At 54.8% G+C, this 26,913-nt stretch carries 23 protein-coding genes and 1 pseudogene; 10 read left to right on the top strand and 14 right to left on the bottom strand.

The window, feature by feature from the left end; all coding sequences use genetic code 11:
* Positions 1-28 precede the first annotated feature (28 nt).
* Entirely contained in the window at positions 29-3,022 is a 2,994-nt protein-coding gene (locus tag IPM58_04895) for a hypothetical protein (protein MBK9306429.1), read from the bottom strand.
* A gap of 669 nt (positions 3,023-3,691) precedes the next feature.
* Positions 3,692-4,724, bottom strand: a protein-coding gene (locus IPM58_04890) for an IS630 family transposase (protein MBK9306428.1) whose coding sequence is annotated in 2 segments (ribosomal slippage) — positions 3,692-3,848 and positions 3,847-4,724 — 1,035 coding nt in all. Because the reading frame shifts where the segments join, the coding sequence is not laid out codon by codon here.
* Between the two features lie 83 nt (positions 4,725-4,807).
* On the opposite strand from IPM58_04890, the gene IPM58_04885 reads away from it, so the two are divergent.
* Complete coding sequence (locus tag IPM58_04885; protein MBK9306427.1) at positions 4,808-5,533, top strand: SDR family oxidoreductase; 726 nt, start codon at positions 4,808-4,810, stop codon at positions 5,531-5,533.
* 155 nt (positions 5,534-5,688) lie between these two features.
* Here IPM58_04885 and IPM58_04880 read toward each other — a convergent pair whose 3' ends face one another.
* On the bottom strand, positions 5,689-6,174 hold the full coding sequence (locus IPM58_04880; GenBank protein MBK9306426.1) for a hypothetical protein: 486 nt from the start codon (positions 6,172-6,174) through the stop codon (positions 5,689-5,691).
* A 226-nt stretch (positions 6,175-6,400) separates the two neighbouring features.
* On the opposite strand from IPM58_04880, the gene purH reads away from it, so the two are divergent.
* From purH to IPM58_04865, 3 genes are all read left to right on the top strand, one after another.
* Positions 6,401-7,954, top strand: coding sequence for a bifunctional phosphoribosylaminoimidazolecarboxamide formyltransferase/IMP cyclohydrolase (gene purH, locus IPM58_04875; protein ID MBK9306425.1), 1,554 nt, complete (start codon positions 6,401-6,403; stop codon positions 7,952-7,954).
* 161 nt (positions 7,955-8,115) lie between these two features.
* Entirely contained in the window at positions 8,116-9,390 is a 1,275-nt protein-coding gene (purD, locus tag IPM58_04870) for a phosphoribosylamine--glycine ligase (GenBank protein ID MBK9306424.1), read from the top strand.
* Between the two features lie 254 nt (positions 9,391-9,644).
* Positions 9,645-10,091 (top strand): hypothetical protein, encoded by a 447-nt coding sequence (locus IPM58_04865; GenBank protein MBK9306423.1) that lies wholly within the window; start codon positions 9,645-9,647, stop codon positions 10,089-10,091.
* A 13-nt stretch (positions 10,092-10,104) separates the two neighbouring features.
* Here the strand turns inward: IPM58_04865 and IPM58_04860 are convergent, their stop codons facing one another.
* From IPM58_04860 to IPM58_04840, 5 genes are all read right to left on the bottom strand, one after another.
* Positions 10,105-10,467 carry a hypothetical protein gene (locus IPM58_04860; protein ID MBK9306422.1) on the bottom strand — a complete coding sequence of 121 codons (363 nt, stop codon included), beginning with the start codon at positions 10,465-10,467 and terminating at the stop codon, positions 10,105-10,107.
* A gap of 47 nt (positions 10,468-10,514) precedes the next feature.
* Positions 10,515-11,708, bottom strand: a complete 1,194-nt coding sequence (locus tag IPM58_04855) for a pyridoxal phosphate-dependent aminotransferase (protein ID MBK9306421.1) — start codon at positions 11,706-11,708, stop codon at positions 10,515-10,517.
* Positions 11,705-12,193: a pantetheine-phosphate adenylyltransferase gene (gene coaD / locus IPM58_04850; GenBank protein ID MBK9306420.1), complete on the bottom strand. Its 489-nt coding sequence runs from the start codon at positions 12,191-12,193 to the stop codon at positions 11,705-11,707. Before coaD ends, IPM58_04855 begins: the two co-directional genes overlap by 4 nt.
* Complete coding sequence (gene rsmD, locus IPM58_04845; protein MBK9306419.1) at positions 12,190-12,759, bottom strand: 16S rRNA (guanine(966)-N(2))-methyltransferase RsmD; 570 nt, start codon at positions 12,757-12,759, stop codon at positions 12,190-12,192. The genes coaD and rsmD overlap by 4 nt, the downstream gene beginning before the upstream one ends.
* 282 nt (positions 12,760-13,041) lie before the next feature.
* Positions 13,042-13,215, bottom strand: a complete 174-nt coding sequence (locus IPM58_04840; protein ID MBK9306418.1) for a hypothetical protein — start codon at positions 13,213-13,215, stop codon at positions 13,042-13,044.
* 185 nt (positions 13,216-13,400) lie between these two features.
* On the opposite strand from IPM58_04840, the gene radC reads away from it, so the two are divergent.
* Complete coding sequence (gene radC, locus IPM58_04835; GenBank protein ID MBK9306417.1) at positions 13,401-14,141, top strand: DNA repair protein RadC; 741 nt, start codon at positions 13,401-13,403, stop codon at positions 14,139-14,141.
* 73 nt (positions 14,142-14,214) lie between these two features.
* Positions 14,215-16,317 carry an elongation factor G gene (locus IPM58_04830; GenBank protein MBK9306416.1) on the top strand — a complete coding sequence of 701 codons (2,103 nt, stop codon included), beginning with the start codon at positions 14,215-14,217 and terminating at the stop codon, positions 16,315-16,317.
* Positions 16,318-16,322: 5 nt separating this feature from the next.
* Here IPM58_04830 and IPM58_04825 read toward each other — a convergent pair whose 3' ends face one another.
* Both IPM58_04825 and IPM58_04820 read right to left on the bottom strand, forming a co-directional pair.
* The gene (locus tag IPM58_04825; protein ID MBK9306415.1) at positions 16,323-17,720 is read right to left on the bottom strand and encodes a Do family serine endopeptidase; all 1,398 of its coding nucleotides are present in this window, start codon (positions 17,718-17,720) and stop codon (positions 16,323-16,325) included.
* A gap of 59 nt (positions 17,721-17,779) precedes the next feature.
* Entirely contained in the window at positions 17,780-18,412 is a 633-nt protein-coding gene (locus IPM58_04820) for a TrkA C-terminal domain-containing protein (GenBank protein ID MBK9306414.1), read from the bottom strand.
* A gap of 237 nt (positions 18,413-18,649) precedes the next feature.
* On the opposite strand from IPM58_04820, the gene IPM58_04815 reads away from it, so the two are divergent.
* The 4 genes from IPM58_04815 (at position 18,650) to ilvD (ending at position 23,186) form a co-directional block, all read left to right on the top strand.
* Positions 18,650-19,585 carry an adenine nucleotide alpha hydrolase family protein gene (locus IPM58_04815; protein ID MBK9306413.1) on the top strand — a complete coding sequence of 312 codons (936 nt, stop codon included), beginning with the start codon at positions 18,650-18,652 and terminating at the stop codon, positions 19,583-19,585.
* A gap of 95 nt (positions 19,586-19,680) precedes the next feature.
* Positions 19,681-20,733, top strand: coding sequence for a J domain-containing protein (locus IPM58_04810; GenBank protein MBK9306412.1), 1,053 nt, complete (start codon positions 19,681-19,683; stop codon positions 20,731-20,733).
* Between the two features lie 89 nt (positions 20,734-20,822).
* Positions 20,823-21,488 (top strand): periplasmic heavy metal sensor, encoded by a 666-nt coding sequence (locus IPM58_04805; GenBank protein MBK9306411.1) that lies wholly within the window; start codon positions 20,823-20,825, stop codon positions 21,486-21,488.
* 18 nt (positions 21,489-21,506) lie between these two features.
* Entirely contained in the window at positions 21,507-23,186 is a 1,680-nt protein-coding gene (gene ilvD / locus IPM58_04800; GenBank protein MBK9306410.1) for a dihydroxy-acid dehydratase, read from the top strand.
* A gap of 57 nt (positions 23,187-23,243) precedes the next feature.
* Here the strand turns inward: ilvD and IPM58_04795 are convergent, their stop codons facing one another.
* From IPM58_04795 to IPM58_04780, 4 genes and pseudogenes are all read right to left on the bottom strand, one after another.
* Entirely contained in the window at positions 23,244-24,005 is a 762-nt protein-coding gene (locus tag IPM58_04795; GenBank protein ID MBK9306409.1) for an ABC transporter permease subunit, read from the bottom strand.
* A complete protein-coding gene (locus IPM58_04790) occupies positions 24,002-24,961 on the bottom strand; it encodes an ABC transporter ATP-binding protein (GenBank protein ID MBK9306408.1) in 960 nt (319 codons plus the stop codon). The genes IPM58_04795 and IPM58_04790 overlap by 4 nt, the downstream gene beginning before the upstream one ends.
* A gap of 21 nt (positions 24,962-24,982) precedes the next feature.
* The gene (locus IPM58_04785) at positions 24,983-25,915 is read right to left on the bottom strand and encodes a hypothetical protein (GenBank protein ID MBK9306407.1); all 933 of its coding nucleotides are present in this window, start codon (positions 25,913-25,915) and stop codon (positions 24,983-24,985) included.
* Between the two features lie 552 nt (positions 25,916-26,467).
* A pseudogene (locus IPM58_04780) lies at positions 26,468-26,626 on the bottom strand (prepilin-type N-terminal cleavage/methylation domain-containing protein).
* Positions 26,627-26,913: the final 287 nt, after the last annotated feature.

Here is a 26,913-nt window from a genome sequence, read left to right as displayed (position 1 = left end):
CACGCTGGAATGGCTTTCTCTCGAATAGCTAGAGTTTCTCTCCGTACTTTCGAAAGTGGTGCTTCTTCGCATCCGCGATCCAATTTTCCCGTTTGATCCGTTCAGGGTCGGTGTCGAGCTTCTTGGAGATCTTCTTGATATCTTCCGGTTTCCACCGAGCGATCTGAATAAATGTGTAGGTGCCCAGCTTGTTGAGGGTCTGTGCGAAAACCGGTCCGATCCCGTTGATCTTTTGGAGATCGTCCTTCGGCGCATTCTTCCCATTACCGGATTTAGGTGGAACGACTGGGGAACTTTTCCCTGCGCCATTCAGGACCGCCTGACTGGAAACAGCCCCTGCAGGAGTTGCCTTAGCACTCACGGCTGGTTTGGTGGGAGCAACCACCTTGGCGCTAGGGGATTGTTTTGCGCTGGGAACAGCCTTGTTGATGAGCTCGGCTTTCGGGCTGGGAGTGGCACCGGACTTAGGCTGTTCGGCGTGGGAATCCTGCCCAGTGCCGTTCGGTCGTCCCTGCCGGGAGATGACGGCTGCTGGAGAGACGGGAGTACCAGAGACGGCTTTGTTGGGAGTTGCCTTGGTCTCAGGGGTTGGTTTAGGGTCGGTAGCCGTCTTGGTGACCGGCTCAGCTTTGGCTTTGGATGCAACACCAGACTTGTCCGGTTTGGCGTGGGAATCTTGTCGTGTGCTGTTCTGTGAGCCCTGAGCTAGTACGGCGCTCGTTGGCGTAGAGATGGTACTCGGAGTTGGGTGAGCGCTGGGGGTGAGCTTGGCGAGCGGAGTTACCTTGAGAGCGCTCGATCCCTTCACGGAAGCGGAGGCCTCTGCGCGAAGTTCGGCTTGCATTTCTCTGAGCCGCTTTCGAAGGCGATTGATCTGCTCATCTTTCTCCGGAATCCGCTGTACATCCGCGGTCAGGTTTTGGCGCACGGCCTCCAGGTCTTGCAGCTGTCGCTGGAGACGTGCGATCTGTTCATCTCGTTCATGAACTTGGTGTTTGGCGAGTCTCTGTTCCTCGCGGAGTTGGTGCTCAGCGAGCTGATGCTGTTCGCGACGTTGCTCCTGGGCGGCGCATTGTTCTTGGAGTTTGGTGAGCTGCCCCTCATGTTCGCGGACGGTGCGAGTGAGTTTTTTCTCCCACTCCTTGATTTCGGACTCCTTTTCACGAAGGAGATGATTGACTGGCACAAGCTTCTCAATCCTCTTATCGCGTTCGACGATGGATGTTTCGAGCTGTTGGAGCATGCCGCGGTGGGCGGCTTCGCGGTCGCTGAGCTCAACTTCCAGTTGATGCACGCGGTCTTGAGTGGAATCGAGCTTTGCGAGCTGGGCACGGAGGCGATCGTGGTCGGCAAGACCTTCATTGAGTTGGGTGATGTGCTCGCGGAGGACTCGGATCTCTTCTTTCAGCACTGCTTGTGCCTGTTCAGCGGCATGACAGGTTTGCTGGGCCTCACGGACTTCATCCGCCTGAGCGGCGGCGGTTGTATCAAACTGATGGATGCGTTGATCACGTTCGGCGATGGATTGTTCGAGCTGTTGGAGCATGCCGCGGTGGGCCGCTTCGCGGTCGCTGAGCTCGACCTCGAGTTGATGCACGCGGTCTTGTACCGACTCGAGTTTCTCTAGCTGGGCACGGAGGCGATCGCGGTCTGCGAGGCCTTCGTTGAGTTGGGTGATGTGGTCGCGCAGGACCCGGATCTCTTCCTTCAGGACTTCTTGCGCCTGCTCGGCGGCGTGACAGGCTTGGTGAGCTCTACGGAGTTCCTCTGCCTGAGCGGCAGTACTCGTATCGACCTTACTGAGACGCCGGTCGCGTTCCGCGATGGACTTTTCGAACTGTTGGATGGTCGCCCGATGGGCGGCTTCGCGGTCGCTGAGCTCGACCTCGAGTTGATGCACGCGGTCTTGTGTGGAGTCGAGCTTCGCGACCTGGGCACGGAGGCGATCGCGGTCTGCGACCCCTTCGCTGAGTTGGGTGATGTGCTCGCGGAGGACTCGGATCTCTTCTTTCAGCACTGCTTGTGCCTGTTCAGCGGCATGACAGGTTTGCTGGGCCTCACGGACTTCATCCGCCTGAGCGGCGGCGGTTGTATCAAACTGATGGATGCGTTGATCACGTTCGGCGATGGATGTTTCAAGCCGTTGGATGGTCGCCCGATGGGCGGCTTCGCGGTCACCGAGCTCGACTTCGAGTTGATGCACGCGGTCTTGAGTGGAATCGAGCTTTGCGAGCTGGGCACGGAGGCGATCGTGGTCGGCAAGACCTTCATTGAGTTGGGTGATGTGCTCGCGGAGGACTCGGATCTCTTCTTTCAGCACTGCTTGTGCCTGTTCAGCGGCATGACAGGTTTGCTGGGCCTCACGGACTTCGTCCGCCTGAGCGGCGGCGGTTGTATCAAACTGATGGATGCGTTGATCACGTTCGGCGATGGATTGTTCGAGCTGTTGGATGGTCGCCCGATGGGCGGCTTCGCGGTCGCTGAACTCGATTTCCAGTCTATGCACGCGGTCTTGGGCCGCCCCCATTTTTTCAAGCTGGGCGCGGAGATAGTTTCGATCGGTGAGGCCTTCATTGAGTTGGGTGATATGGTCGCGCAGAACCCGGATCTCTTCCCTCAGGACTTCTTGTGCCTGCTCGGCGGCGTGACGAGCCTGCTGGGCTCCACGAAGTTCTTCCGCCTGGTCTGAAATAATCAAATTGAGATCAGTCATGCGTTGGCGCACGACATCTCCTTCAGATTCCAGGGCGGTCACCCGATTCGATCGTGCGGCCAATTCCGTTTCAAGTGCCTTTAACTGTTCGGTGCGCGCGCTGAGTTCTCGTTGAACGGAGGTGAGCGTGCTCTCCGACGACATAACCTTCTGTTCAAGAATTTGCATCGCCGCCGTTTTTACCTTCAAATCGTGCGAGGTCGTCTCCAACGTCCGTTCTTTTGTGCGTAAGAGATTGGCGAGCTCCTGGTATTGCTGTTCAATCGAGTCTTTGGGGGGCGGCTGCAACCATTTACTCAGTGTGCTCATAGTTCATTCATTCCTTCGGTCGGTCGTTCACATGGTTGAATAAGATCAAAAGCCTGGGTTGCATATCCCATGAGGAGAGAGGGGCGATTGAACGAAGGCTGGTCGTGATTGACGCATTGAGGCGTTATCGATGGTGGAAACAGATGCTGAGGGATGCACACCTCGGCAAGGAGTATTAATGCACCACGACCGTCGGTCAAGATTCCCGCACGCATCATGAGGTCAGCCTGCTATGGGTAATGTGATGACTGAAGTGCGACATGTCACGGTATCACAATTGATGGCCGATGTACTAGGGTGAAATCTTCGTCGTCAGCCAGATTGTGCCCAGAATGTGTATAATCCCAAACTGGTGCATTTTGAAGAATTCCAACTGAACATGTTGAAATAGCTGAACATGATGGGAGATGAGTGATGGAGCGACGTAACCTACGGGTTCGACCGGCAGCGCCATCCGATGGGCACTCTTTGAGGAAACTGAATTGGGTAGGAATGGGGAGGTTCGCGGACGACGATACAGTGCGTTTCCATTTGGAGGGAGGGACTCTCGACGGGTGAGCCGCAGGTAAGGCCGTGTTCGAAATCACCAATTGGAGAAATCAACGGCAAGTGTAAGGCTCACTTCTAACCTTTTGTGAAGGACTGTGTATTGAGTTGAGGAGGTATTACTCAGAAGTCAGCAATATAGGCGACACTGGGATGCTTGAAGAACGACCGCACCAAGACAGGCCTGCGACCGATCTCCGCCAGCTGCCTGCTCACACGCTCGTCGAGCTGTTCCCCCTTCTGGAGCGGACGCCGGGCATTGCCGGTGCGCTTCGCGTGCCCAGACCAGTTCGTCGGGGTTGAGATCCGGGGCATAGCCAGGCAGATAATGCAGGGTTAGTTTGCCATCGAGGTCCGCGACATACTGAGTGACCGCCTTGGTTTTGTGCGCCGGCAACCCATCCAGGATCAGATGCAGGGGCTTGCGACGGCCCCGCAGCAGCCGGCGCAGTAAGGTCACGAACCGCTCGCCCGTCAACCCACCCGCATAGGTGGCAAACCAGAACGCCCCCTTGGCACTGATCGCCGAGGCGGCGCTGATGCGCTGACGCTGCCCGGGGACCGATACCACCGGGGTCTGGCCTTTGGCCCCCCAGGTCCTGCCCTGCACGGCATCGGCTCGAAAGCCCGACTCATCCCAGAAATAGATCTCGGCCTGGTCCCGCTTGGCTGTGCGCACAATCGCGGGATAGGTCTCATGCTGCCAGCGTACAATCGCCGCGGGATCGCGCTGGTAGGCCCGCTGTAACGGCTTCTGTGGCGTCAGCCCTTGGCGCGCCAGCACCGCTCCGATCGACGCCAGGCTCAGGCGCACGCCGAATCGCTGGACAATCAAGTCACGCACGATCTGCCGGGTCCAGAGGCCAAAGTCAAACCCGTACTGCCTTGGATTCTTGCCGTTGATCCAACGGAACACCTGCCGTTCCTGCGCTGCCGTCAAGGTCCGTGGGCGCCCGGTCGCTGGCCGCGCCGCCAATGCCTCGAATCCCTGGCCGCGACCGCGAACCGCTTTGAGCCAGCGGTAAATCGTGCACCGATGGAATCCGTAACTGGCGATCACCTCGCTTGGCTGTTCGCCCTCCTGGACTCGCGCCACGGCCATTGTGCGAATCGTCTCCAAGGTCCGGTGATCGAGGGTGCGTCCGTCGCGTCTCATCGCGAGACGGAGTATCTCACACCCCACTACTGTTGTCTATATTACTGACCTATGAGTAGTATCAAGCCAAGCCGAGGCTCGAGATGAAGAACGGACGACTGCACGGAAAAATTGCGATCGTTACGGGGAGTAGTAGTGGAATTGGCAAGGCCATCGCCTTTCGGTTTGGTCAGGAGGGAGCCACCGTCGTTGTCGCTGCAAGGCGGAAAACTCTTTGTGAGCAGACTGTGCACCAGATACAGCGGAACGGAGGAGAAGCGATAGTCATACCAACCGATGTGGCGGATGAGCAGCAGGTTGAACGGTTAATGGGTGATACAGCCAGTCGCTATGGCCGGATTGATATCCTGGTCAACAATGCGGGGATTGGCGGCGGTGGCCTTTTGGCTGAAATGAGCACTCAGACATTCGATCAGGTGATGGGAGTGAATCTGCGCGGGACATTTTTCTGCTGTCGCGCAGGTTTCCGTCAGATGAAACAGCAGGGTGGTGGCGTGATCATCAACATGTCGAGTGTGGCGGGGCTCCAAGCCTGGTCGGGGACCGGCACCTACAGCGCTTCCAAGCATGGCATCATGGCGCTCACAAAATCTTTGGCGGATGAAGGCCGACCGTACCGCATTAAGGTCAGCGCTATTTGCCCGGGAGGCGTGGCCGATGAGTTAGTCGATGCCTCTCCGGCAGAGATCGAGCGCAGTGAAAAAATTGATCCCTTCGATGTGGCGGAGGCGGCTGTGTATCTCTCAACTCTTGGGAACCATACCGTGGTCCACCAACTTGTCATCGATCGGTTAGGTGCGGATTGGTAGGGGCCATGGAGCATGTCCGGCGCAGGATTCGTAGCCGGTCAAGCCGGATCTTTCTGAAACATAGGAACTGCTGGAGAACGGTGGTGTTGGGCCCACGCGAGTGCCGTGAGCCCATCAGGTTCTAGGGAGAGGAATGGCTGTTTCTCAGGCAGAATTTACATATAGACCTTCTGATGGTCTTCCCTGCGTCGTTTGAGGTTGGATCCTATGCGAGCCCGCTCTCGTTCGTAGCCCACGGCTGTGAAGTAGAGGGCACGATCAAAGAACTGGTTCAGGAGATGCATGAGTTCCAGCTCCCCGTGTAGCTCCATGGCGCTGTCGGACAATCCCTCTCGTTGGACGAAGGCGCACATGTGTTCCTTTGTGGCCGTAATCGCCCAGAGGAAGTGGCTATAGGCCACACCTTGTTCAGCACGCCGGGCACCGATCTCTGTATACCGCTGTTCGACTTCGACTTCGGTCTTGTCCATCAGCCAATTACTGAGATTGTCGTAGATCTCTCGGGTACGGGCTCGAAGTTCATCCGGGGGGACTTTGTGGAGGTCACTGCAGCGGGGAGAGTTCCACACTTTCTCGCTGAGCTCTCGGGCGAGCTGCTCGGAGTTCTTTTCGATCAGTTTCACCAATCGTCCAGCCAGCATGGCACACCTCCTTGGTTAAGTTGAATAGTTATGGTAGGGGAATGTACGACCTCCTTATATTGTGGCCCTGACGTTACCCGATTGCTGGTCTTGCCGTCAATGATCCGTCCGTCAGGTACGGGCTATCTGTCGCCTTGCACTTGCCGGACCCATTTGCTATTCTTCGCGCGCCTATCGGCAAGCAACGTAACCATCCGACATTACACACAATTCGAAGGAGTCAAACATGGCCGGCATGAAGCGGGCATTGATTAGTGTTTCGGATAAAACCGGGGTCCTCGAGTTGGCGAAGGGTTTGGAGGTGCTTGGCGCTGAAATTCTGTCCACCGGGGGCACGGCAAAGGCGCTTCGCGATGCCGGAGTACGCGTGACTGACGTGGCCGCCTATACCGGCTCCCCCGAAATTCTCGACGGTCGGGTGAAGACGTTGCATCCCAAGATTCATGGTGGCTTACTGGGCAGGCGTTCACTTAGCGCCCATGTCGAACAGATGAACCAGCATGGGATCGGACCTATCGATGTGGTGGTCGTGAATCTTTACCCTTTCGAAGCCACGATTGCGAAACCGGATTGCCGTTTCGAGGATGCCATTGAAAATATCGATATCGGCGGACCGTCGATGCTGCGATCAGCCGCCAAGAATCATGAAGATGTGCTGGTGCTGGTGGATCCTGCAGACTACGTGCGGGTTCTTGATGCAGTCAAGGGTAATACCGTGACGGCGGCGCTACGCCGTGAATTGGCCATGAAAGTGTTTCAGCATACGGCGCGCTATGATGGATTGATTGCCGCGTACTTGGAAAAGCAGGCCCGAGGTGGCGAGGTGAAGTTTCCGACGGTGCTATCGCTGCAGTTTGAATTGGCGGAAACGCTTCGGTATGGAGAAAATCCTCACCAGCAAGGGGCCTTCTACCGTGAACGACACAGCAACGAGCCGTCTGCTTCACGAGGGAAAATTCTTCACGGCAAGGCCATGTCCTACAATAATTTTTTGGACGCAAATTCCGCACTCGAATTGGTCAAGGAGTATGACGAAACGGCGGTGGCGATCATTAAGCACAACAATCCATGCGGGGTGGCGCTTGGCGCGACGCCGGTCGAGTCCTACATCAAGGCGCGCGAGACTGATCCGGTCTCGGCCTTTGGCGGGGTGATCGCCTTTAACCGAATTGTGGATATGGCCGCGGCGAAGGAAATCACTTCGACCTTCGTTGAGGTTGTTATTGCCCCTGGGTTTGCTGAGGATGCGTTGGCCGAACTGAAACGCAAGAAGGATCTTCGTTTATTGGATGTGGGACCACTGACGAAGGGGAAACAGGACGGATTTGACCTCAAGAAGCTGGTCGGTGGATTGATCGTACAAGATCGCGATCTCGGTGTGTTGGCCGATCTTCGGGCACTGACGGTGCCGACGGTCCGGAAGCCGACGGACGAAGAGTATGCCGCCTGTTCCTTTGCCTGGAAGGTCTGTAAACACGTCAAGTCCAACGCGATTATCTATGCCAAGCCTGGACAGACGGTCGGCATCGGAGCAGGGCAGATGAGCCGGGTGGATTCCGTGAAGTTGGCGGCGATGAAAGCGCAAATGCCGGTGAAGGGCTGTGTCATGGCTTCGGATGCGTTCTTCCCGTTCCGCGACGGCCTCGATGCTGCGGCGGAAGCCGGTATTATCGCCGTCATTCAACCTGGTGGATCGATCAGGGATGCCGAAGTCGTCAAAGCGGCAGATGAACATGGAATGGCGATGATTCTGACGGGCATGCGCCACTTCCGCCATTGATCGGATGTTGAACACAGCCGCCAGCGGCGTTCTCGCATCGCTCAATGCCTCACGTGCCCACAACAGGACGTCTCGGCATTTCGCTCGCTGCGGCCTTGCTGGCGACGTGTTTTGAACATCCAACAGACTTCGTCTCTCCTCTCTTATTTAAGTAAGGTGTCATGAAAGTTCTTGTTGTCGGTAGTGGCGGGCGGGAACACGCAATTGTGTGGAAGCTGGCGCAGAGTCTGCGCCAACCAACCGTGTATTGTGCACCTGGCAATGCGGGGATTGCTTCGTTGGCAACCTGTGTGCCGATCCAGGCGGACGATCTTCCAGGTCTGAAACAATTCGTGCTTCACGAGAAGATTGACCTGACGGTCATTGGCCCTGAGGTGCCGCTTGCGTTGGGCATCGTTGACGAGTTTCGCAAAGCTCAACTCAAGATTTTTGGGCCGACTAAGAATGCGGCTCGTTTAGAAGCCAGCAAGATCTTTTCCAAAGAAGTCATGGCCCAAGCCAAGATTAGAACCGCTCACGCCAAGAGTTTTGAAAAGGCTGGCGACGCCTTGGCCTATGTTGAGCAGCGGGAGCTCCCGGTTGTGATCAAGGCGGACGGGCTGGCTCAGGGCAAGGGGGTCATTATTGCAACGACCCGCGATCAAGCGAAACAGGCCATCGTAGATGCCATGGAGAACGCAGTTTTCGGTCAAGCCGGCAAGCAGGTCCTGATCGAACAGTTTTTGGCGGGTGAAGAGCTGACCATCATGGCCTTCACGGATGGCAAGACGGTGGTGCCAATGCCACCGGCGCAAGATCATAAACGGGTCGGTAATGGTGATACCGGGCTGAATACAGGAGGCATGGGTGCGTATGCTCCCGCCCCACTCGGGACAGACGAGCTCCAAGCTCAAGTTACACGTGAGGTCCTGCAGCCGATGGTTGACGCGATGGCACGTCTTGGTTCTCCGTTCCAGGGTGTGCTGTACGCAGGACTGATGGTGGTGAAAGGAGCACCGTACGTGCTGGAGTTCAATGCTCGGATGGGCGATCCTGAAACGCAGGTGGTGTTACCGTTGCTCAAGACAGATCTCCTCGATGTTCTCGACGCGGTGGTTGGACATCGACTCGACCAACTTTCGGTTGAATGGCATCGAGATGCCGCGGTCTGTGTCGTCATGGCTTCGGGGGGCTATCCCGGTTCTTACCGGCAAGGGGTTACGATTCAAGGTCTTTCCTCAGCCACCCCCATTGCATCAGCCTCCATGGTATTTCATGCAGGGACGGCCCAGCGAGGGAGCGAGATTGTTACTGCCGGAGGTCGGGTGCTCGGTATCTTAGGTCGAGGATCAACTCTCATGGATGCACAGCGCGAGGCGTATCGCGTCGTGAACACGATCTCCTTTGACGGATGCCATTTCAGGACTGATATTGCTCATCGCGCACTGAAGACATAAGGCTGCTCCGACCGCCACCCTGAGCCATCCGGCTTGTCACACCCCAATCGCTTGGCACCATTGTCTCTGCTCTCACGATAGTCGGCGTGCTTTCACCAACGCTAGATCCAAACAGCTGGAGCCGATCATCCGCGGTCTCGAGTGTGATCGATCTGCTACAATCTACCTCTTCGATCGAAGAGAGAACAGGTGTGAGACCAGGTGGTCGAAGCTGCCGCGCGGCTCGATCCATTTCGACGAAAGGAGAACCGGGGATGATGACGATGTACTGCGTATCGATGCAGCGACTCAGCACGGCTCTCGCGTGTGGTCTCATGCTGAGTCTGGTGGGGTGTGATTACTGGCCGCCCGCGTTACAGGCTCAGATCGAGCAACTACGATCGGAAACGCAAACACTGGCGATGGAAAAGGCTCAACTGCAAGGGCAAGTGATGGATCTATCAAAGGCTAAGCAGGAGTACCAGAGTGAGGTGGATGAGCTGAGTCGCATGAATCAGGAAAAGACTGCGATGGTTATGGGGCTCAAAAAACAATTGGACAGGGTTCGCACCAAAGCCTTGAAAGCGAGGCCTTCAAAACTCACACAACGGAAGGCCACAACCAAAGCGACGGTGAAGCCTTCCGGCAAGGCGGCGCAGAAGAGCACTCGGAAGGCACCGCCGAACAGAAACTCTGGTTCGAAGAGCGTCGGGAGCCGTTAGCTCGGTTGCGACATTAGGAAGAAGATGAGGACGTTGCCGTGTTCGACGCCGCGGTCGACGAGCTCGTTGATGCTGTCGCAGGTGCTGCTGCGGGAGCAGAAGGCGTTGAGCTTGCTGCTGCGGGAGTCGCGGCTTCCTTTTTCCCGCCCGTAGCCGTCCCCTCGGTATCCCCTCCGGTGCTTGATGGTGGCTTGAGCTTGTCAGAGTAGTCCGTGACGTACCAGCCGCTCCCTTTGAACAGGATTCCAGGCGAGGAAATCAGTCGCCGTACTGCCTGTCCACATCGTTCGCACGTGGTGAGGGGATCGTCTTTGATGCTCTGTTTCACTTCAAATCGGTAGGCACAGCCTTCACACTGATATTCGTAAATCGGCACGGTTTCCCTCCCTTGTACACTCTTCTTCCATCAGGTCTTGGTAAAGGTCACGTGAGTTTCGCGAACGCTTGCTCGAGGCGTTCAAGACCTCTGATTATGCTCGTCATACCGGTAGCATATGATAATCGCAGATGTTCCCTGCTGCCAAAGGGCTCACCGGGTACCGTTGCGATGTGAGCCTCGTTCAGCAGATATTGCGCCACATCATTTGGAGTCTTCAGCATACCTGATGGCCCCTGTTTTCCCAATACTCCTTTGATATTCGGAAAGGCATAGAACGCCCCCTGTGGCATCCGACATGATACCCCGGGTATCTTGTTCAACCCATTGACGATGGTGATCCGGCGACGAGAAAATTCTTCCACCATTTTCCCAGTAAACGGGTCGCCTAGGCGTAAGGCGGCAACTGCCGCTTTTTGGGCGATGGAGCACGGATTGGAGGTGCTCTGGCTCTGAATGTTGGCCATCGCCGTGATCAGTTCCTTAGGGCCAGCCGCATAACCGATTCTCCACCCTGTCATGGCATAGGCTTTTGAGACCCCATTGATGATGACGGTTCGAGCGGCGATCTCCGGTCCTAGCGAGGCAATGCTGATATGGACCGTACCATCGTAGAGAATCTTTTCATAGATCTCGTCGGAAATGACTAGAAGATCATGCCGTACTGCGACCGATGCGATCGCTTCCAGTGTCGCTCGATCATAGGCTGCTCCGGTCGGGTTGCACGGACTATTGACGATGATGGCTTTGGTCCGAGGAGTGATGAGTCGTTCGAGGGGAGCAGCATGGACCGCATATCCCTGCTCCTCGTTCGTGTTGAGCAGGACCGGCGTCGCATCGTTCAAGAGCGCTTGATCAGAATAGGATACCCAGTAGGGGATTGGGATAATGATCTCGTCGCCCGCTTCAAGGAACGCTTCGGCGAGATTATACAACGAGTGTTTCGCGCCGCAGGAAACCAAGACCTGCGATTTGTCGTAGTGCAATCCAAGCTCAGCCTGCAGCTTGTCTGCGATCGCTCCACGCAACTCGTCGATTCCTGAGGAAGGGGTGTATTTCGTAAACCCGGCACGAATCGCTTCTTCGGCGGCAGCCTTGACAGGGGCTGGCGTATCAAAGTCCGGTTCGCCTGCGGAAAAGTCGATGACATCCAATCCTTGAGCAGCCATGGCCTTTGCCTTTGAAGCCATGGCCAGGGTAGGGGAAGGTGCGATGCGGCTGACACGGGCAGCGAGCTTCATGGTTTGAGACTCCGGACCCGGTCTTCGAGGCGGCGCGCGACTTCTGGATGGAGAAATTCTGTCAAGCTTCCCCCGTGGCGCGCGACTTCCTTGATGATGGTCGAAGATAGGTAGGAATATTCCTCGCTAGGCATTAAAAAGACCGTCTCCACCGTTTTGGCAAGTTTGCGATTAATGAGGGCCATCTGAAATTCGTGTTCAAAGTCTGAAATCGCGCGGAGCCCTCGGATAATCGCATGGGCGCCTGAGCGTTCAACATAGTCCACTAATAATCCCTCAAATGGTGTGACGTCGACTTGATCGAGATCCTTCATGACCAATTGCACCATAGCTAGACGTTCAGAAAAATTGAAGAGCGGATGTTTAGACGGGTTGGGAGCCACTGCCACGATTACCTTATCAAACACGCGAAGGCTACGCGTAATAATATCCGTGTGGCCATGGGTAATGGGATCGAATGTGCCGGGATAGATGCCGATCTTCATGGATGCTCAGTAGTGGGGCTGGAATAGATAGAAAGGGCGGTGTCTCCGTATCGATACTGACGCAGGAACTGCGTGCGTCCTACGGACAGGGGTAGGGGAGTTCTAGCCGCGTGTTCGATCACCAGCCATGAGTCGGCGTGGATAAGATCCTCGGATTGGGGGTTGGAAAGCAATGAAGCACATTCTTCTGCGTCCGAATACGGTGGATCGGCAAAGACGAGGTCGTAGGGACCATGCCATTGATCAGGGGTACGGAGAAACTGGTGGACTGCTTGGGCCCGCAAGGAGAGCTCGTCCCCGATCCGACAGATTTGCAAGTTCCGCCGAAGCAGTTTCAACGCCTCTTTGTCCGATTCTACAGAAGTGACATGTGCTGCCCCTCGGCTCAAGGCTTCTATTCCCACGGCACCCGTCCCAGCATATAGGTCTAACATTCGACTCTTCGCGAGCCGATTGCCAAGAATTGAAAATAAGGCTTCTCGAACGCGATCAGAGGTTGGACGAAGATGATGCGTCCGAGGTGTGAAGAGCCGACGTCCTCTATTGGTACCCGCGATCACACGCATACCAACCAATATTATCCCGAATCACTTACACTAACATAGCGTTTTTGTGAGGGTCAAGGAATGCAGGCCGGTAAAGCGTGGAGAAGGTCCTATCGTAGCCCGAGGATGAGCAATCGGTTGCTCATCTGTGGACGGGTTCCCGCCCACTCTTTTGACCGTACAGAGGTAGAAGACTATAATGTGGTCACTTTTGAGTACCAGAGTAAAGGGGAGAGAGGGGATCGTGCTCAAACGGCCACCTCTCTTGCAGGCTCGAATGTCGATCTCGACAAAACGTGCAATCTAGCGAGTCGTTACCGTGTGAGATTCACGAGCTGCGAGGCTCTTTCTGCGATTGTTGGAAATCGTACGATCAATGATGGCGCCGCAATTAATACATTTCCATGCATAGAAGACCAGAAAAAAATCTGAAAACCGTTCCAACATCATCATACCCTTACACTTCGGACATTCCATTGAATCCTCCTAGGGTGGCGACGTTCATTGCTGGGGGCGGACAGAAGCAAGAGCTGCACCAATTTGTCACCTATTTTGATTTCAACAGGTTATGATCAACGTATTTGTCACTTGTCGGCAATTTCAGCGCCTTTGACGGTACAAAAGCGTCCGGTCCGTCAATTTTTTGTCCAAGCGTGGAATCTATGGCGGATTTGAATGGGCCTAGGAAAGGTATTGTCCACTGGCCCCGAACGGAGCGTCCCCGTGAGCGTCTTCTTTCTAAGGGCTCAGAGTCCCTGTCCGATGCACATCTTCTCGCCATCTTGCTGAGGACAGGGAGACGCGATTCTTCTGCTGTACAAGTGGCCATCGAGCTCCTTGATCGGATGGGAGGCCTTGGTGGGCTCGCAGCCTGTGGCATTGAAGAACTCTGCGCCGTCCAAGGAATTGGTCCTGCCAAGGCGGCCCAGATCAAAGCCGCCCTGGCATTAGGACGACGTTCGCTGGCGATTCCACTCTCGACAGGGACGCGTATTGCATCGAGCGCCGATCTCTTCAAACATTTTCATCCTGTACTTCGGGATGTAAAACACGAACTCTTCAAGGTCGTGCTACTCGATGCTAAGAACATGGTGGTCAAAGAAACCACGGTTTCTGAAGGGAGTCTGACGCTCAGCATTGTTCATCCACGGGAAGTCTTTGCACTCGCAATACGCGAATCGGCGGCTGCCGTGATTTTTCTTCACAATCATCCAAGCGGAGATCCCACACCCAGTATGGAAGATCGACGCTTGACCGATCGATTGGTAGCGGCGGGTAGTGTCTTGGGAATCCGAGTATTGGATCATCTTATTATTGGTGACGGTCGGTACGTTAGTTTCGCTGACGAGGGATGGCTGGCGAGACAGCGAGATGATCAGGAAGACATGTCAGCCGAGAGTTGACCGGCGTTCGCATCGTTCTCAGGTGAGGAAATCAATGAACTAACCTAATTTATTCTCAACCGGAGGGCATGCCATGGAAACCACCCGTGAGAAGCCCATTAGAAATGTGGCGATCGTGTCCAGTGTCAGGGCCGGAAAGACGTCTCTCTGCGAAGCCCTCTTATATGTTGCCGGAGTGATTCCTTCCATGGGGTCTGTGACTCATGGAACGACCGTCTCGGATTTTGAGCCGGAAGAACTCCGTCATCGCACATCGACCAGTACCAGCCTTCTCCAGTTCAGCTGGAATCAGACCGCGATCAATTTGATCGATCCTCCTGGAGCGCGTGATCTTCTTGGCGAACCGATGGCTGCCTTACGTGCCGTTGATGGAGCCGTCGTTGTCGTAGATGGAAGCAACAGCATGAAATCCGAGCTTGAGAGGCTCTGGTTGAAGATCCAGGAATTGGATCTGCCCTGTCTCGTGTTCGTGAACGGGCTGGACAAGGATGGTGCATCGTTCGAGTCCACACTGGAAACCTGCCGCCAACACTTTGATGTCATGTCAATTCCTGTAACGATACCGATTTATGAAGGCAGGCGTTTCGTCGGAGTCTCTGACGTGAGTTCTGAGAAGATTATTCGCTCTTGCCCGACCTCTCCCAAAAACGAACAGCACTCGCTTGACGTCGATCAACAGGAGCTTTGCAGGGACGCGCGCAGTCGGCTGGTGGAGACAGTGGCTGAGACTGACGAATCTCTTCTGGAACGGTACATCTCCCGGTCGCAATTGACACAGGAAGAACTCTTGGACGGTCTGCGACGTGCGACTCATACAAGACGATTCCTTCCCGCCTATGCCGGATCTGCCGTTCAGAATGTGGGAGTCTGGTCGCTCTTGAATGCTATTGTGACGTTGCTGCCCTCACCAAGCGAGCGTGGTGTGGCCCATCCCTGGCACGGAACCCACCCTGGAAGCGGCGTACCAAACAACCGACAAGGAAGGGAAGAAGAACCCTTTTCAGGGTATGTGTTCAAGACTCTCATCGATCCATTCGTCGGACGACTTTCGTATTGTCGTGTGGTGTCGGGAACAGTTCAGGCTGATACAACGCTATGGAATTCGTCACGACAGGTGCGAGAGAAGCCCGGTCATTTCTACACGGTGCTGGGCAAGCGTCATGTGACGGTCGATTCCGTCAACGTGGGAGACATCGTGGCGATTGGGAAACTCAAAGACACGCAGACGGGTGATACACTATGTCAGGAGAGTGCTCCTATCTGCTACGCGGCGATCGGGTTTCCAAAACCAATCGTACCGTTCGCCATTGAGGCACAATCGAAGGCGGAAATCGATAAGGTCAGCCTTGGCCTCCACAAGCTCGTTGAGGAGGATCCCACACTCGAGCTTACGCGCAATGGTGAAACTAAAGAAATGGTGTTGAGCGGGATGGGGCAGTTCCACATCGATCTGGCTTTAGAGAAATTGCAACGAAAATTTGGAGCTGCAGTTACACTACATCTGCCGAAGGTTCCGTACCGGGAAACAATCACGCTCACATCACGGGCGCAAGGGAAGTACAAGAAACAAACCGGTGGTCATGGACAATATGGTGATTGTTGGCTGGAGGTGGCCCCGTTGGCTCGCGGGAGTGGATTTGCATTCGACACTCGTATTGTTGGGGGAGCCATCCCGCGAAACTTCATTCCTGCCGTAGAAAAGGGCGTTCATGAAGCGCTGCACGAGGGGCCTTTATGCAGCGCTCCGGTCGTTGATGTGATGGTGACCGTATATGACGGCTCTTTTCACGCCGTCGATTCCTCCGAGATGTCGTTCAAGATCGCCGGAGCTATGGCGTTCAAGAAGGCGATGGAAACGGCTCACCCGGTGCTCCTTGAACCCGTCATGCGGGTCGAGATCGATAGCCCGAGCGACACGATTGGAGCCGTGATGGGCGATTTGAACGCTCGTCGTGGACGTATCGTCTCCGTGAATGCCATGGATCATATGGAACGGATCACGGTTATGGTGCCGCTCTCAGAATTGCTGAGGTATGCGACCACCCTCAATGCCGTGACGGGGGGACGAGCTAGTTATGCGATGGAATTTGATCACTACGACGAGGTGCCTCGAGAACTCACGGATAAAATCATCGAACGACGGAAGGCTGAGCGGCCTATCACCGTCACCCATTGAAGAAGTCAGTTGATTGGTTTGAGGACGACATAAAACGCGTGGCTTTCTCGGAGCACGCGGAGCAAGAGGGCATCACCTCGTCGAGATTGAGAAATTGTAGACGTAAATTCCCCCAAGGAGGACACATCAGTCCTGTTGACCTCTATGATCAGGTCACCTTCTCGAAGCCCCTCGGCTTGCGCTAGGCTGTTTGGCTCGACCTTGGTGATGATCACGCCCTTCGACTGACGGAGTCTGAACTTTTCCACGAGATCAGCGGTCGATTCCTGAACCTCGAGACCGAGTGTGTTCTCCAACTTCTCTATTCGAGGAATGGATGCCAGAACTGGATTATCAGGTCGTTCGGTCAGTGGAATATCGAGAAGTAGATGCTTCAAGTCTCGAACAACTTCGATCTGAGATGTTGCGCCTGGAGCGAGTGTTCCGATTAGTCGAGAGAGTTTGTTGGGAGAATCGACCACGACGCCATTGATGCGAACGATGACATCACCAGGCTGAATTCCGGCGAGCGCTGCAGGATCCCTCTCGAATACTTCATTGACCAGTACCCCGCCGCCTTCCGTGACACCGAATTTCTTGGCCAACTCAGAGGTCAACGGCTGGATGCCGACGCCGAGCCATCCTCGTACGACTTTTCCTTTGGTGAGCAGTTGTTCAATGACCTGCTTGGCCATGTTTGATGGGATCGCGAAGCCGATCCCTTGCGCAAAATTGATGATCGCCGTATTGATCCCAATCACCTCGCCACGAAGGTTAAAAAGCGGACCTCCTGAATTACCAGGGTTGATAGAAGCGTCGGTCTGAATGAAATTTTCATAGCGTGAGAGATTGATGTTTTCACGACCAATACCGCTGACGACACCAAGGGTCACGGTCTGGTCCAGCCCGAAAGGATTTCCGACGGCCAGTACCCACTGGCCCACCTTGACCCCTGTCGAATCCCCGAACCGCGCACTGGTGAGCGGTCTGCCTGCCGATACCTTGAGCAGAGCCAAGTCCGTGTCCGGATCTTTTCCGACCACGTGAGCGATGAGTTGTGTCTTGTCGGAGAGCCGTACTTCAATCTCGGTGGCATCGCCGACGACATGGTTGTTCGTCACGATATGACCGTCCTGGTCGACGATCACACCAGAACCGGAGCCTGACGCATTTGGCATGCGTTCGCCTGGGGCTTCCCGGGATCTGCCACCACCAGTGATTGGAAAGAGGTTGACGACGGAGTGCTTGGTCTCTTCTGCTAATTCGGTAATGACCGTTTGAATCTCTTCGAGCATGCGAATGCCAGGTGATTCAGCTGAGAATGCTTCGGCATGCCGCGTTTCTAAGGTGACAAAAAGAAGAATTGAGGCGGTGGAGAATAGGAATTGCCTGACTCGCCTTGAACGGGATGTACGCATGATCATCGCCCGCTATTGTATCCGATCGTCGTGGGTGTGCCTACTACCTGCTCTGCTGATTGTGTTTAAGAAGGCGTAAGGGGTCGTTGGCTGGTGAACCATGTCGTGAGCTTGTCCAGTTCTGCCTGACCGCCGATCAGGATGACGATATCACCGGGACGCAAGAGGAGATTTTTATCGGGGGCCAAGAGAAAAGGCCCTCGGAGTACGGTCGCGACGTGTGCGGAGGCAGAATAGGGAAGTGCACCCAAAGGTTCCTGTGTTGCCACCGCACTACGGGTCACGATAATCCGCTCAATACCGCTTGATCGAAGCGTGAGATCGCGCTGAAATGCCAGTAGATCTTGATGAATCGCTTCAAGTTTGAGTTCTCGTATTTGTGTGTCGATCCGGACGAGGAAGGTTTTTAGCTGTTGAACTTCGGTCATTGCGTTGCTCAGCAGCTCGTCGATCATGCTGACACCTGAATCAACTGTGGGCTTTTCGAGCAGTCGATCGGACACCCGTGTGACGATTTGCTGACCAAGCCGACCTGTGACCGCATCTATTTGTTTCAGTAATGTCGAAGCGTGCGAGTGTAGACGGATAATTTGAACTTTCCTGTTAACCAGCTCGGAGATGGCGAGCACGGTTTCGTAAAAGGCCTGACCGGTGATGGAAAGCTCTTTGTGAACGCGGCCAAGTAGTTCGAATGTCATGTTCTGATAATAAATATTATGTAAACTGTCAAATCTGTCTAGTTACCCACTCTCCTAGAGCGACCGTAGTGTTTCTCTTGTTCATAACGGATTGTCTTTCTATCGTCAATCGCTCAAGAAGTTTCGTGATATCCCGTCGGATCCGGTTTCCAACCCGCCAAGCGCACCTTCCGTGAGCCTCAAGGCGATGTGTCACTATTTGCAATTGGCCTTGCGCTCCCCGTATCATCAACCACTATGAACTGCACAAAGTGCAAAACCAAAGCAGTGATGAAATTGCCTCGTCACAATGCCGCATTCTGCAAGCAATGCTTTAACACTTTCGTGCAAGACCAGGTTGGAAAAGCGATTCGGTCTCAGGATATGTTTGCGAGAGAACACCGTATTCTTGTCGCTGTGTCCGGCGGCAAGGATAGTTTGGCCTTGTGGGATCTTCTGTTGAAGTTGGGATATAAGGCTGATGCGTTGTATGTGAATCTTGGCATTGGTGGCTATTCCGAGTCGTCTCATAAGAAAGTCGTGCATTTTGCTGAAACAGTGGCGGCGGCCCATGGTGCAGTGGTGCATATCCATACCGTAGAGCGTGAAGAAGGAGCTGGCATCCGTGAGCTCGCCATGATCGTTCATCGTCCAACATGTTCGACCTGTGGGACAATTAAACGGTATCAATTCAACCACGCTGCCCTTCAACATGGGTACGATGTGATGGCAACCGGGCATAACTTGGACGACGAGGCAGCCAGGCTCCTCGGCAACGTGCTGCACTGGCAGGATGAATATCTTGAGAAGCAAGGTCCGAGTCTCCCCGCTTCCCTCGATGGATTCGCCAAAAAAGTGAAACCGTTGTATCGATTGACCGAGCGTGAATTGGCGGCATATTGTGTTGTGAATCGGATCGAGTATGTCGTTGAGGAATGCCCCATGGCTCAAGGGGCCCGTACGCTTGTTTATAAAGAGGTCTTGAACCGGTTGGAAACGGAGTCGCCCGGTACCAAGCAAATGTTTTACTGGGGTTTTCTCGAAAAGCAACGAAAGGCTGACTCATCCACAAGGATGAGTGATAGGGACCGCTCCAGGTTGCACCCGTGCTCCCTTTGTGGCCAACCAACGACGGCAGACACCTGCTCGTATTGTAAGCTGATGGCCAAAGCCAAGGTCTCGACGCCTCATTAGACCCACTCGGCTCTTGCAAACCGTTTCGACACTCCGTAAGCTCAGTCCGTATCTGTCGGGTTTTTCTTCTTGGTTCGGTCGGATGGCGAATAGTTATGGCGACTGCCCCACGCGACTACTACAAAACCCTCGGCGTTCCTCGAACTGCCTCTGCTGACGATATTAAAAAGGCATTCCGCCGTTTAGCCCGCCAATACCATCCCGACCTTCACACCGGAGCCAAGAAGGCTGAGATGGAGAAGAAGTTTAAGGAACTGAATGAGGCCCAGGAAGTACTGTCCGACCCCGACAAACGTAAGAAATACGACCAGTACGGAACAGATTGGGAGCAAGCGCAGAACTTTAATAATGCGCGTCAACAGGCCTGGACGCGAGGGGCCAGCGGGCCTTGGGGGTCCGATCAAGATTCCCGCGGTCAGGGCAGCGGCGGAAACGAGCCCTTTTCGGATTTCTTTGAGAATCTCTTCGGGAACCGCGGACGTAGGACTGCCGAACGTGACGATCTTAGCCCACCGGGCGAGGACCTCGAGACCGATGTTCAGCTGGCGTTGCGTGAAGTGTTGACGGGTGTCACGAAGCGTGTGACGCTCCGTGAGCCGCAAACCTGCTCGACCTGCGTCGGGAGTGGGCGTTTGCGAGGGCAATCGTGCACGACCTGTCATGGGAGTGGAACAACGATGCAGCACAAGACCATAGAAGTGAGAATCCCTGCAGGTGTTCAAGATGGAACTCGCGTAAGAGTTGCGGGAAAGGGCCAGCCCGGTGCCTATAGTGGAAAGCGGGGTGACTTGTATCTCCACGTGAGCATTCTCCCCGATCCGATTTTCCGTCAGCAGGGCTCTGATTTGCATGCCACCCTTCCGGTCTATCCATGGGAGGCCGCACTCGGAGCGGAGGTCACCGCTCCAACCTTAACTGAGCCTGTCAAGGTCAAAGTGCCGGCTGGTAGCAAGGCCGATAGCAGATTGCGGCTGAAAGGAAAGGGACTACCGGTTGCAACGGGTGCGTACGGAGATCTTTTCCTCGCTTTACAGATTGTGATGCCGACGAGCGTGAGCGAAGAAGATCGGGTTCTCTACGAACGTTTGAGCAAGCAACGGCATCCAGATCCGCGCACGGACATTCTCGATACCGCTCGGCGGCGCTAATCCTGGGAGTGAGTCAAAGGGGTTCGCTTGCGTTGCATAGCTCACTATGGCAAGCTTTTGACCAGAGTGTCTCAACCAAGGAGGATTTCATGATGTCTGTAGCCAAAACGACCGCTGTCGTTGCGATAGCTTCGGTTGGTCTCCTGATAGGGAGTGTCCCCAACTCATGGGCGAATGATCCGGGCTATGGCCATACGGGAAGTGCATACGGTGTCGGTGGGGAACATGGCTATGGCAAAGGCGTGATGCATAGTGGGACGGGCCATCTCATCCGCCATCTGCTCAAGCATGAAAAGGATATCGGGCTCACGGCCGATCAGATTGCAAAGCTCAAGGAGGTGCAACTGAATCTGGACCGCATTCGTATCAAGACCGAAGCTGAGATCAAAATTGCCGAACGCGAATTAAAATCATTGACGGATGACGAGAACGGCGATCTCAGTGCGATTGAAGCAAAGCTGAGGCAGAGCAAAGACCTCCAGGTCGGACTGCGCATGACCGCTATCAAGATGCGGCGTGATGTGATGGCCGTGTTGACACCCGAGCAACGTGAGAAAGAGAAGTCTGAACATGACAAGGTGATGCAGCAGCACAAAGGTGCGGGAGCGCATCATGGAGGGGGTATGTCGTATGGCGCGTATCCGCATGGTGGAAACCCGCACGGAGGGAATCCTCATGGGACCAACCCACACGGTCAGAACCCACGTGACCCAGGCACATCCCCTACACCACCAAGTAACATGTCCGTCCATTAAAGTTGAGTACCAAACACCATGCGCAAACAAGATGACGCGAAGCTCAAGAGCCACGATTTGTTAATCGGCCCGGGACGTGCCCCGGCGAGGGCCATGCTGAAGGCTGTGGGGTTTACGGACGACGACCTCACCAAACCGCTGGTCGGTGTCGCCAACACCTGGATCGAGGTGATGCCTTGTAATTTTCATTTACGGCGGCTTGCTGAGCGAGTGAAAGCCGGTATTCGAGCAGCTGGTGGAACCCCGATCGAATACAATACCATTGCTGTTTCGGATGGGATTTCGATGGGGACCGAAGGAATGAAAGCCTCTTTAATCAGCCGAGAGGTCATTGCAGATTCGATCGAGCTTGTTGCACGTGGGCACATGTTTGATGCGGTCGTCGCACTATCTGGTTGTGACAAGACGATTCCTGGGACCGTCATGGCACTCGCGCGCTTGAATCTTCCGTCGCTCATGCTGTACGGCGGGTCGATTATGCCGGGACAGTTTCAGGGGCATGACGTCACGATTCAGGATGTCTTTGAAGCCGTCGGCAAACATGCGTCCGGAAAGATGACCGATGCCGAGCTCAAAGACTTGGAAGACCATGCCTGTCCTGGGCCTGGGGCCTGTGGGGGACAGTTCACTGCCAATACGATGGCCATTGCGTTTGAATTTCTGGGCATTTCACCGATGGGTCGTAACGGGGTTCCTGCCATGGATGGCCGAAAAGATGATGTGGCATTTGAGTGCGGCCAGATGGTGATGAATCTCGTCAAACAGAATCTCCGTCCGCGCCAGATCATCACACGGAAGTCGCTGGAGAATGCCATTGCTGCCGTCGCCACCACCGGAGGGTCGACGAATGCCGTGCTACATTTGCTCGCCATCGCTCGCGAGTCGGGAATCAAACTCAGCATTGACGATTTTGACAAGATCAATCGAAAGGTCCCTCTTCTGGCTGACCTGAAACCAGGAGGCCAGTATGTCGCGGCGGATCTTTTTGCCGCAGGCGGCACGACCTTGGTCGCGAAGCGACTACTTGATGCCGGACTCCTCCATGGTGCTCAACCGACAGTGACGGGACGAACGATTGGTGAAGAAGCCTCGACCGCCAATGAAACACCAGGTCAACAAGTCTTGCGTCCCCTCACCCACCCGATCAAGTCAACTGGTGGGCTTGTGATTCTGAAAGGAAATTTGGCACCGGAAGGCTGTGTGGTGAAGGTGGCCGGCCATTCGATGACCAAGTTTCAAGGGCCGGCAAAAGTCTATGATCGAGAGGAAGATGCATTTGTGGCAGTAAAGGCCGGTCACATAAAGCCTGGCGACGTCGTGGTGATTCGGTACGAAGGCCCGGCTGGGGGCCCTGGCATGCGGGAAATGTTGGGCGTGACCGCAGCCATCGTGGGAGCCGGGCTCGGCGACTCAGTTGCGTTGCTGACTGATGGTCGGTTCTCCGGTGCAACGCATGGATTGATGGCCGGGCATGTTGCTCCTGAAGCGGTCAAGGGAGGCCCGATCGCTGCTGTGAAGACCGGTGACATTATTACCTTTGATATCGTCAAGCGTCGATTAGATGTGGCGGTATCACAAAAAGAAATCAGCGCTCGACTCAAGAAGGTCAAGTTTCCTATTCCGCGCTATACCACAGGGGTGATGGGAAAATATGCAAGGCATGTGTCCTCCGCATCCGAAGGCGCTATTACGACATGATGGAGGAACCCTGGTAGTACGCTCACGAGATGTGACACAGCGCGGCCTCTGTCGTCGTTAGCGAAAATCCCGCCGTTGGAAGATGACGGAAGCAAGGGTGAGAAGGAAGGCGGTGTAGGCTATCCCATAAAGACCAATCACAAACAGATCTCCTGTCGGTACGTCGATCTGATGGGTGACATGCCCTTTGAGGTTGAAACGGTCGAGGTTCGGCAGGACGTAATACATCCCTTCCACGATCGTTTTCCCCAGTCCCCCCATCTTTTCGCCGAACGCCTTGAGGTCAGGTGTGAGGTGGCCGATCACATACAGAGCCAAGGTAAAAATGGCACTGAACGTGGCGCTTGAGAATGTCGAAAACAGCAGCGCGACAGCTGTGATGACCATAAACTCTACGACGATCAGGCCCAGCGCTTTGAAAAGCACGGCATGGATCGGAACCTCTTGCACATAGAGGACGACCAGCAATCCACCAGCCATGATCGCGGTATTGATGAGAAGTGTCAGGCTGAGACCTACATACTTGCCGAGAAGAAACTGAAAGCGAGCGACCGGTTTTGAAACGATCGTATAGATGGTTTTCTTCTCAATTTCCCTGCTGACAAGACCGATTCCTACGAAGATGGCGATCAAGACTCCGAAGAAGTTGATGCTGCCCAGTCCGATATCCAAAATCAGCCGATGAAATTCTCCCAGCGTCAAGCGCATCAAGATCAGCGAGCTTCCGATCATGAGGAGCGCGAAGATTAACAAGTTGTAGAGCAGTTTATCTCTGAGATTTTCACGGAACGTGTTGAGCGCAATCGAGATCACTTTCATGCAGGAACCTCTGTCACATGATGCACTCCCTTCGCCTTACGAATGAACAGATCCTCGAGCGATGCTTTATGAGGAAGAAGAGACACGAGTTTGGCCTGGTGTGATCTGATGACTTCCAACGCGTCATCGACGTGCCTCTGACTGGCCAATGTTGCAACCACGCGCTCTCCATGAAGCACGGTTTTGAGCGTGAAGGGCCGTAGCTGTTCGACACCCTCGGGAGAGAGTCGATCCACGACCATTTCTACTTCTTGCGTTGTTCCGTGGTCGATCAATTCAGACACCAGTCCACACGCGACGAGTTTTCCCTTCATGATCATAGCCACACGATCACACAGCAGCTCCGCATCGTGAAGGATGTGTGAACTGAACATCACGGTCTTGCCAGTCTCCTTGAGGCGAAGAATTAGATCTCGCACTTCTTTTCTCCCAATCGGATCGAGCCCGGACATCGGCTCATCCAAGATGACCAACTCAGGATCATTGATCATAGCCTGGGCGATCCCGACCCGCTGCAACATGCCCTTTGAGAACTTTCGTAATTGTAGGTCGCGCGCATGGGTCATGCCGACCAGCTCCAGCAACTCATCAATGCGTTTTTCAAGCGTACGCCCCAAGAGTCCAAAAAGGTGTCCGTAAAATCGTAAGAATTCTCGACTCGTCAGATAATCATAGAAGTATGGGGATTCCGGAAGAAATCCAACCTTCGATTTCGCCATATGGTTGCCGATTGGTTGGCCAAATAGGCTTGCCGTTCCCTTACTGGGGTAGATAAGCCCCATCAGCATCTTGATCGTCGTGGTCTTTCCAGCCCCATTCGGTCCTAGAAAGCCATAGATCTCTCCCTGCTGTACTTCAAGCGACAAGTCATCAACAGCGGTCACACGTCGCCCCCAAAAACCGACGCGAAACACTTTCGACAAGTGCTCAATTCTCACGATCTGTTCACGCGTCATGTTCATAGGGAGATCCAGTGGCTAGATGCCGCCTTCCAGATCACGCCGAAATACTTTCAGTCGGGTGGAATGGGTACTGCTCGTCACGTGTCCTGTCTTGGCATTGAGGTCGTACGATCCACCGAATGGCTCTTCTGGAATGTGCGAAAGATACCCTGTAGAGATGAGGTCTGTGAGTGTCCTCGGGACCATTCCATGTTGTGTCCGGTAGTGTTTGATTGCGCGTTCGAGTGTTCTGAGATCACGCTCGATTATCACTTCCTTGGCCCGCGTCTCTAGCTGTTCCCGGACGACAAGGTCTGGATTCTCTCTCCACAATGCTTCGAGAAACTGGAGAGCGACTTCCGGATTGCCGGCCTCTGCATGCATTCGTGTCGCTAAACCAGGAAGGAAATCTGGAGCGCCTGAAGTGCGCGCCGCTGTGCTGATGTAGTCAGCTCCCTTGGTGGCATCCCCGAGGACGAAATAGTGGTTATGGCCAAGCAAGAAGGGAAGATTCCATTCGCCTGGGTTTGCACGATGTCCCTTTTCCAATAGGCGGTTGCTCAGGTCGACGCGATTGGCATAGTTGTTCAGCACCACGCCACCCACGTAGTAGGCGTAGGCGTACTGCGGATCCAATGTGGTGACGACGTCGAGCGCATGGTACAGCCACTCATACTCGTCGGCAGTATTGTTCTTTTTCCCGAGGACTTGAAGGAGTCGTAACCACAAGACATCGGCACCCACATGGTGATAGCCCAACAGAGCAGGTTTGAGATACTCTCCACGAGGTAGTTGCGCGAGCTCTTCGATCTTGGCTGCATGTGCATCGATACGCAGATCTAGATTTCGTTGGAGGAATATGACCAGTGCCAAGAAGATGAGTGTGATCAGCGTGACAGCGGTCCATGCCAGGATAGGTTTCTTTGAGAATGCGTGAGTACGGGTGGCCGGGTATGACAAGCTCGACATAACGACTCGATCCCTAAATGCACGAGGTCCCGCCGACCGTCACCAGTCGGCGGGACACACGCACGACTCAGGACCTACCCTTTCTTAGAAGAAGCCAGGTACGCAGTCTGACGCACCCGTGGCATCAGCCGAGGCCCAGACCGAGAGGTTAGCATCTCCGTCCAGATTGCTCACCGCTGTCGCCCTGAACCCGGCCGCCGTCGGGCCAACGTCCGTGGCACCGTTTTCACCAGTTATTAAGGCTGCGGGGGCCGCTGTTGGTCCCAGGCAAGAGGTATACGAAACCGCATAGGTCCCAGTCCCGTACTGGTACAAGACGTTCCCCGTTGCCTGGAATCCAAGATTAGCAAATGTCCCCAACGATATACCGGCACCAGCAGCACCGACACACCATCCAGTGGCGGCTGCAGGGGTGGGAAGAAGCCATGCTGCTCCAGCCAGGTTCCAGTTCTGTGGCTGGCTCTTGGTACCGGCCGCCGGCGCGACTGCCGGTGCGAGGGCCACCGTCAGGAAGCACCCACGCTCACCCTGCCAGGACACCTCAGATGTCTTAATGGCACCGAGGTTCGTCTTGGCCTCGGACTGCCGAGACTTCATCTGGTACTGCAAGAAGTTAGGGATGGCGATGGCCGCCAGGATTCCGATGATCGCCACGACGATCATCAACTCGATGAGGGTAAAACCCTCTTGTTTGCGGAGCGACTTCAACATCGTACTGCCTCCTTGTTGATGGTTCACTGACGGCCCGGTTGATCATCTGCGGCGCCTGTGTTGCCGCCTACCGGTGCCTATAGCAGGTTTGGTGCCGGTCAGTGACAAGGCCTAGCGTACCAGCAATCCTTGATGATGCAACAACTTATGAAGAATCAGTCGTTGCTGAGCGGATAAGGTGCTTCTTGGCCTTCCCATAAACTGCTCGAGAGTGCCAAGAATTGGCACTCAGGAGCTATCCGGGTGGGGTTGGCGTCCTTTTAGGTCGTGGAAGTAAGGAGCCGAGA

The sequence above is a fragment of the Nitrospira sp. genome, assembly GCA_016715825.1.
Classification (GTDB): Bacteria; Nitrospirota; Nitrospiria; order Nitrospirales; family Nitrospiraceae; genus Nitrospira_D.
This window is presented reverse-complemented; position numbering and strand designations above follow the sequence as displayed.